Below are 6,236 nucleotides of genomic sequence, written 5' to 3' on the forward strand. Positions count from 1 at the left end.
TGATATAGAATGATAATTATAATAGCAAATTATATTAGTAACTCCGTTGAACCTTTAATATTTTTGCTGAATTCATTCTTTTCCTTCTGGCTTTCAAAAAGATTAAACCAATCACATATTTCTATTGAAAAGTCAACAAATGCTATTCCTTGAGCAGTTATAATATTTCTATCTCTTACAACTCGTTCGGAAACAAAATTTTCTCTTGGAAAAGGATCTTTTTCTCCAAATACTTCTATGTGTTTTTGAGTCCATTCGACAACAGGGGAGGTATACTTAACATCATTTAAAACACCTGCCTTTGCCAAAAAAACTGTTCCTGCTCCACATATAGCACCAATTAACTTACCTTTTGAATTTAAATTATTAATCAATTCAATTAACTCCGGTCTTGTTTCGCCATACCATCCACCTGTAATTATTAAGCCGTCTACATCTTCATTTAAGATTTCATTAACTAGTTTCGATGGTTTATATAAAATACCAGAGTGACTTTTTATAATTTTATTTTCATATGCAATTGTAATTATTTCTTTACCAGCATCTGCGCCTAACAAATGACTGATAAATGTTATTTCATAATCTGTCATTCCATCAAAAATAAATACTAATATTTTACCCATGTAATCATCCATTCTTTTATAATTTTCTATTATAAACCAATTATAGCATATATTATAAATATACATTGGTTATTAATTTAAATATTTTTTAAAGAAACACAGGTCTAAATTTAAATGTTTTACAATTTAAATACTTGGTTTAATAAATAAACTAAAAAGGACTTCACTTACGAAGCCCTTTATAAATTTCTACTTTTCATGGAATGTAACATCTAATGCATTTCTATCTGTTAGTCTATTAAAGTTATGTTCAGGATATCCTACCATTACGACTCCTGTTATTTTCTTGCCTTCTGGGACTTTAAAAATTTCAAGGTATGCTAGAGAAAGGATAGAATTTTCTCTTCCAAAGGGGAAACTCTTATCATTATTTAGATTTTAAGCCTTGTTTAGCAACAGCATCTTTAACCTTAGGATAATAGACCGATTGATAAATTCTTGAAGTTAAAGTACTCCAATTTGTTTCTTGTTCAGATCTTCCAATATCCTTTAGATATTTATTCATTTCCTCATCATAATCATTAATTGAAGCTTCAACAACCTTTGTGTCATAACTTTCTTCATGTTTGAAACTATCAAAAGGAACCCTTGGTTTTTTATGAGATTTATCAGCGGGATATCCAACTACTAAACCTACCATTGGAAAAGTATATTTAGGTAATCCTAATAGTTCTATAACTTCTTCTGGATTTTTTCTAATCCCACCAATAGGCACTGTGCCAAGTCCAAGAGATTCAGCTGCAACAACAGAAGCCCCTAAAGCAATTCCAACATCAACCGAACCAGCTAGAATGCCTTCGATATCTTCATGAATTACTTGCTTTAAGCCTGTTTTTTCACCGGCAAGATAAGTTCTATAAAAATCCATTACAAAAACTAGAAACACAGGAGCTTTTGCTACATATTCTTGATTGCCTACAAGCTCAGCTAATTTTTCTTTCTTCTTTTTGTCTCTTACAACAATAACTGAAGCTTGTTGTCCGTTTATTGAATTAGGCATAGCTTGAGCACTTTTTATAATGTCATCTATTAATTCATTAGGAACATCTTTATCTAAATATTGTCGTATTGATCTATGATCTTTTATTATATCTATTGTATTATTCATAATTAATCACCTTCCTAAATTATTTTTTATGATATATTAATTGAGTAAAAAGTAAATTATATTTTTATAATTTCATAATAGAATTATTTTTTAATGAAGCTAAACCTTCAGGAGTATGAGTGCTTAAATAAATTGTGTCATTTTCTTTAATAAAAGTTCTAACTTTTTCTAATGTTTGCTTCGCTAAGTCTTTATCTTCAAAAACTACGGATAGCTGATTTTGTCTTAGGGCTTCATCTGTGTAAGTTACGTCACCGTGAATCATATAATTTACTCCATTATCTTCAACAACAACTAAAGAATTACCAGTAGTATGCCCATAGGCTGGCAGCATTATAATATTCTCGCTTATAATTTGGCTTTCAGCAAAATTTTTATATTGACCATCAGTAAAATCAACTTTAATTATATTTTTACCATTTATATTCATAGCATCAGCTTCCATGTGTGAAATATATACTTGTGCATGATCAAATAATCTTAATTCACCAGCATGATCAGGGTGTTTATGAGTTAAAATGATTTTATTAATATCTTTTGGCTCATAGCCTATATTTTTTAATGCTTCTGTAAAGTTTGCAACTTTTTCTCCCATAAACATAGATTGTTCTGGTTTATCTTCAAAATCAGGTGTTTCAATAGGTAGTCCTGTATCTACTAAGATAACTTCTTTCCCTGTATCGACTAGATAGTTTTGTAAACTTGCAGGATATTCTTTATTAGGATTAATTTTTTCTTTTTCAAGAGATCCTCCTAAAGCAAATGATTCTTTCATTCTTCCGTTTTTATAGAATTCTAAAGCTAAAATTTTCATAACAAATTCCTCCAATATATTATTAATTTAACTACTTAGTTAATTTGTTGTAGCTTGTGCGGGTTGATTAATTTACAATCCTGATTGGCATAATAAAATTATATCGAACTCAATTTAATTTGTCAATTGTTATTTATGAAATAGTGGTGGAGTATAGATCCTGTTCTAGATGATATTTATGGAATAAATATATAAAATAAGTAGGCTTAAAAAAGTAAAAGCCTACTATCTTAAAATATCACTTTCAATATAATTTAAATTTTTTCGAAGTTCAGAGGCTATAGTCCAATTTATATCTCCATCTTCAAATAAAGATTGTATAGTATTTCTTTCTAATTGCATTGCTTTAATTTCAACTTTCTTCTTCTCGTGTTTATTAGATTTTTCCAAGATAGGTTTGCTTGCAACCCAATATACGCCCTGATAATATAAAATTATTTTCTTAAGAGTCTCTTCGTTTTCAGGTGTAGTAATAGATTTAACGTATTGAATTAGATATTTTGCATTAGTTGAATAAAGTTCTTTCAGTGCTAAATCCTTTAAACGCTGCTCACTTTTCTTGTTATTTTCTAATCCATGTAATATATACCTGAATTTTTTTATATTAAAAACCAGTATAGAAATGCGCGCTAAAGTTTCTTTAAATATCAACGAAAAACCTTCTACTGACGACATCAATTTAATTTTGTTTCTAATTGATTTTTCATAAACATATGCAGTAGACTCGTCTATTTTACCTTCTTGCAATAATTTTTTAGTATTTTCAATTTCCCTTTTAAAACATAGTAGCATCCATTTCTTTTCTTCTTTGCTACTTCTATTCCAGTTCTTATAGTAAGAATTTCCGCGTTTTAATTGATGTATTCGGTACTTGTATTCATTTATGGTCATATTAATATATTTCTTATTATCAATTTCTAATTTTAGTTTGTTTATTGTATTAGTCCACACTTTTATTTGTGCTTTATTTAATATTTCTGAATAATTTGTTTCTTTAGAGAAGTCCTTTGTAGCAAATAAGGGTAATATGAAAGTCGTAATAAGAAGCGTTGTTAGAATTACCCCAACAGACAAGAATAAAATTAGTGTTCTTTCAGAAAATGGCTGCCCATTTTCGAGTGTTAAAGGGATTGAAAGAACTGTGGCTAATGTGACCGCTCCTCTTACTCCTGAAAGGGAAGTTAAGAGTGCAGCATGAAACTTGACGCTTTTTTCTTCTCTTTTACAAGCTTTATCTCCAAACTGATACATAGATAGAACCCATAAATACCTAAGTGTAAGTAAAGCTAATGTTATTAATAAGACATCTATAACAGCTCCAAAATTATTTATTGAAACCTCATAAAAAGCAGTTCTAATTATATTTGGTAATTGCAATCCAACTATTATAAATATAAGTCCGTTTAGAACGTATGCCAAAACAGACCAAGTATTTTCTGATACTGCATTTAATCTAGCATTTTTTAATTTTGATTTTTTAGAGGATAATGAATATACAATTCCGGCCACAACTACGGCTAGTATGCCTGAAACCTTAAATACCTCTTCAGATAAAAGATATATTATAAATGGAGTTAAAATTTGAAGTAATATTTCGACTGTAATATCTTCCATCCCAAGATTCCTTATCCAAAGTTCAAAGCTAATGAGAATATGTTCTAAAATTAATCCAACAATAATTCCTCCAATAGAAACCATAAAAAAACTTATAGTTGCATCAAATAATGAAAATGTTCCAGTTAAAGCTGCGGCCAAAGCAAATTTAAAAGATACAAGGCCTGATGCATCATTCATAAGACCTTCACCTTCTATTAGATGAAGAACTTTTCTAGGAAGAGAAATTTTCTTTGAAAGTGCACTAACTGCAACATAGTCAGTTGGTGATAACGCTGCTGCAAGCGCAAAAGCTGATGGTAGGGAAATAGAAGGTATCAGCTTATTTATTAGCAATCCAACTAATATTACTGTTACAACAACTAAAGCCAATGCCATTAAAAGTATGTTTCTTCTCTGTTTCCAAAGTGATCTTTTATCAGCATTTTTCCCATCACGGAAAAGAAGCGGAGCAATAAACATTACTAAAAAGGTATGTGGATCAAGTTCAATGTTGAATTCAGAATGTATTATTGCAATTAATGCTCCCATTGCAATTTGCACAATTGGTACCGATAAAGAAGGTATAAATCTGCTTATTATGGTTGAAATCAAAATACAAATTAACAATATTAATACATAAGTAAAAATATGCATTCCTCCTTTCTTAAATATATAGATAAACAATACTTAGCTTAGACTTATGCGATGGCTTACCGAAATAATAATATGTTCATCTAACTAGGTTAACTATTTAATTGGGTTGCTTCATAGTGAGAAGCAATTTTAATTACTCTTAAGTGGGCATATGTAAATTATAACACAATGCTTAAACTCAATATTATTTTTATGGTCTAGAATGCAGGTACACAAAGTTAAGGTATATAACAATCTATAGTAAATATCATGACAGAAGAGGCGACGATACTAATAATAGTATATTTAATTGATAAGAGTTTATGTGAGATAAGTTCTTTTTTTATGTGTAAATATTTATGTTTGCCTTGAAATCTAAGATTTTCTAGTTGAAATAAAACAGGCATTAAGATAATCGGACACCGTCTATATTTAACCTAACTATATTATAGAAGTGGGATTGTTATGACATTAGCAGATCATTGCGAAGAAATATAAAAATTCACAAGAATTTTATAGGAACATGGAAGAGAGGTATATAAGTGGATATTATGATGGACAACTTTTTCTAGTGTATCAACATAAATAAAGGAGAGAATATTAAAGAATTATAGCGAATAATGGAAATAATCTCATGAAATAGCTAAATGGTAAAGAATATAACTATAATAGAGATGATAAGATAAAACACGTCGCTAAGAGACATGGTTTTAGAAATACTTAATCTCATTAAAATACCTCATTAAAGAAGGTTGAAAAGTTTTTTGAGAAAGTTATTGACAAGATCAGATAGCGATGGTAAGATGTAATTCGTCGCTGAAAAGCACAGAATTCAATGACTTAGAGCTGAAAGAACATCCAAGAAAAATGTTTCAAGAGTTTTTAAAAAAGGTTGTTGACAAGATCTGAAAGCGATGATATACTGAGTAAGCTGTCAGAAACGACAGAAGCTTGTAAGCCTTGTAACAAGAGGTTTAAGGAAGAAAATTGGTCTTTGAAAATTGAACAGAATATAATAAATACATTTAAGTAAACCAGCAATTCTTTATTTGAGTAAGCTAAGATTAAACTTTTTCCAATATGGATAAGTTCAACTAACATTTAGCTGAAGGTAAACTTCATCTAAATTAAGTTTCACTTTATATTGAGAGTTTGATCCTGGCTCAGGACGAACGCTGGCGGCGTGCTTAACACATGCAAGTCGAGCGATGAAGTTCCTTCGGGAACGGATTAGCGGCGGACGGGTGAGTAACACGTGGGTAACCTGCCTCATAGAGGGGAATAGCCTTTCGAAAGGAAGATTAATACCGCATAAGATTGTAGTTTCGCATGAAACAGCAATTAAAGGAGTAATCCGCTATGAGATGGACCCGCGTCGCATTAGCTAGTTGGTGAGGTAACGGCTCACCAAGGCGACGATGCGTAGCCGACCTGAGAGGGTGATCGGCCACATTGGGACTGA

4 protein-coding genes, 1 rRNA gene and 1 pseudogene are annotated in these 6,236 nt (G+C 30.5%); 1 reads left to right on the plus strand and 5 read right to left on the minus strand.

Translation table 11 applies throughout. The annotated features are described in order from the left end of the window. Positions 1 to 29: 29 nt before the first annotated feature. The 5 genes and pseudogenes from CLCHR_RS07175 to CLCHR_RS07195 all read right to left on the minus strand — a co-directional run bounded on the left by CLCHR_RS07175 (position 30) and on the right by CLCHR_RS07195 (position 4,795). Positions 30 to 623 (minus strand): DJ-1/PfpI family protein, encoded by a 594-nt coding sequence (locus tag CLCHR_RS07175; protein WP_079439015.1) that lies wholly within the window; start codon positions 621 to 623, stop codon positions 30 to 32. A 189-nt stretch (positions 624 to 812) separates the two neighbouring features. Further along, positions 813 to 989: pseudogene (locus CLCHR_RS25150) on the minus strand (nitroreductase family protein); the annotation flags it as partial. 1 nt (position 990) lies between these two features. Continuing rightward, the gene (locus tag CLCHR_RS07185; protein WP_079439016.1) at positions 991 to 1,731 is read right to left on the minus strand and encodes an NADPH-dependent oxidoreductase; all 741 of its coding nucleotides are present in this window, start codon (positions 1,729 to 1,731) and stop codon (positions 991 to 993) included. Positions 1,732 to 1,795: 64 nt separating this feature from the next. After that, positions 1,796 to 2,545, minus strand: a complete 750-nt coding sequence (locus CLCHR_RS07190) for an MBL fold metallo-hydrolase (protein ID WP_079439017.1) — start codon at positions 2,543 to 2,545, stop codon at positions 1,796 to 1,798. A gap of 225 nt (positions 2,546 to 2,770) precedes the next feature. Beyond that, the gene (locus tag CLCHR_RS07195) at positions 2,771 to 4,795 is read right to left on the minus strand and encodes a Na+/H+ antiporter (RefSeq protein ID WP_242966000.1); all 2,025 of its coding nucleotides are present in this window, start codon (positions 4,793 to 4,795) and stop codon (positions 2,771 to 2,773) included. Positions 4,796 to 5,914: 1,119 nt separating this feature from the next. Here CLCHR_RS07195 and CLCHR_RS07200 point away from each other — a divergent pair. Continuing rightward, positions 5,915 to 6,236: ribosomal RNA gene (locus tag CLCHR_RS07200) — 16S ribosomal RNA — on the plus strand; the annotation flags it as partial.

The sequence above is a fragment of the Clostridium chromiireducens genome, from assembly GCF_002029255.1.
In the GTDB taxonomy this organism is placed as follows: domain Bacteria; phylum Bacillota; class Clostridia; order Clostridiales; family Clostridiaceae; genus Clostridium; species Clostridium chromiireducens.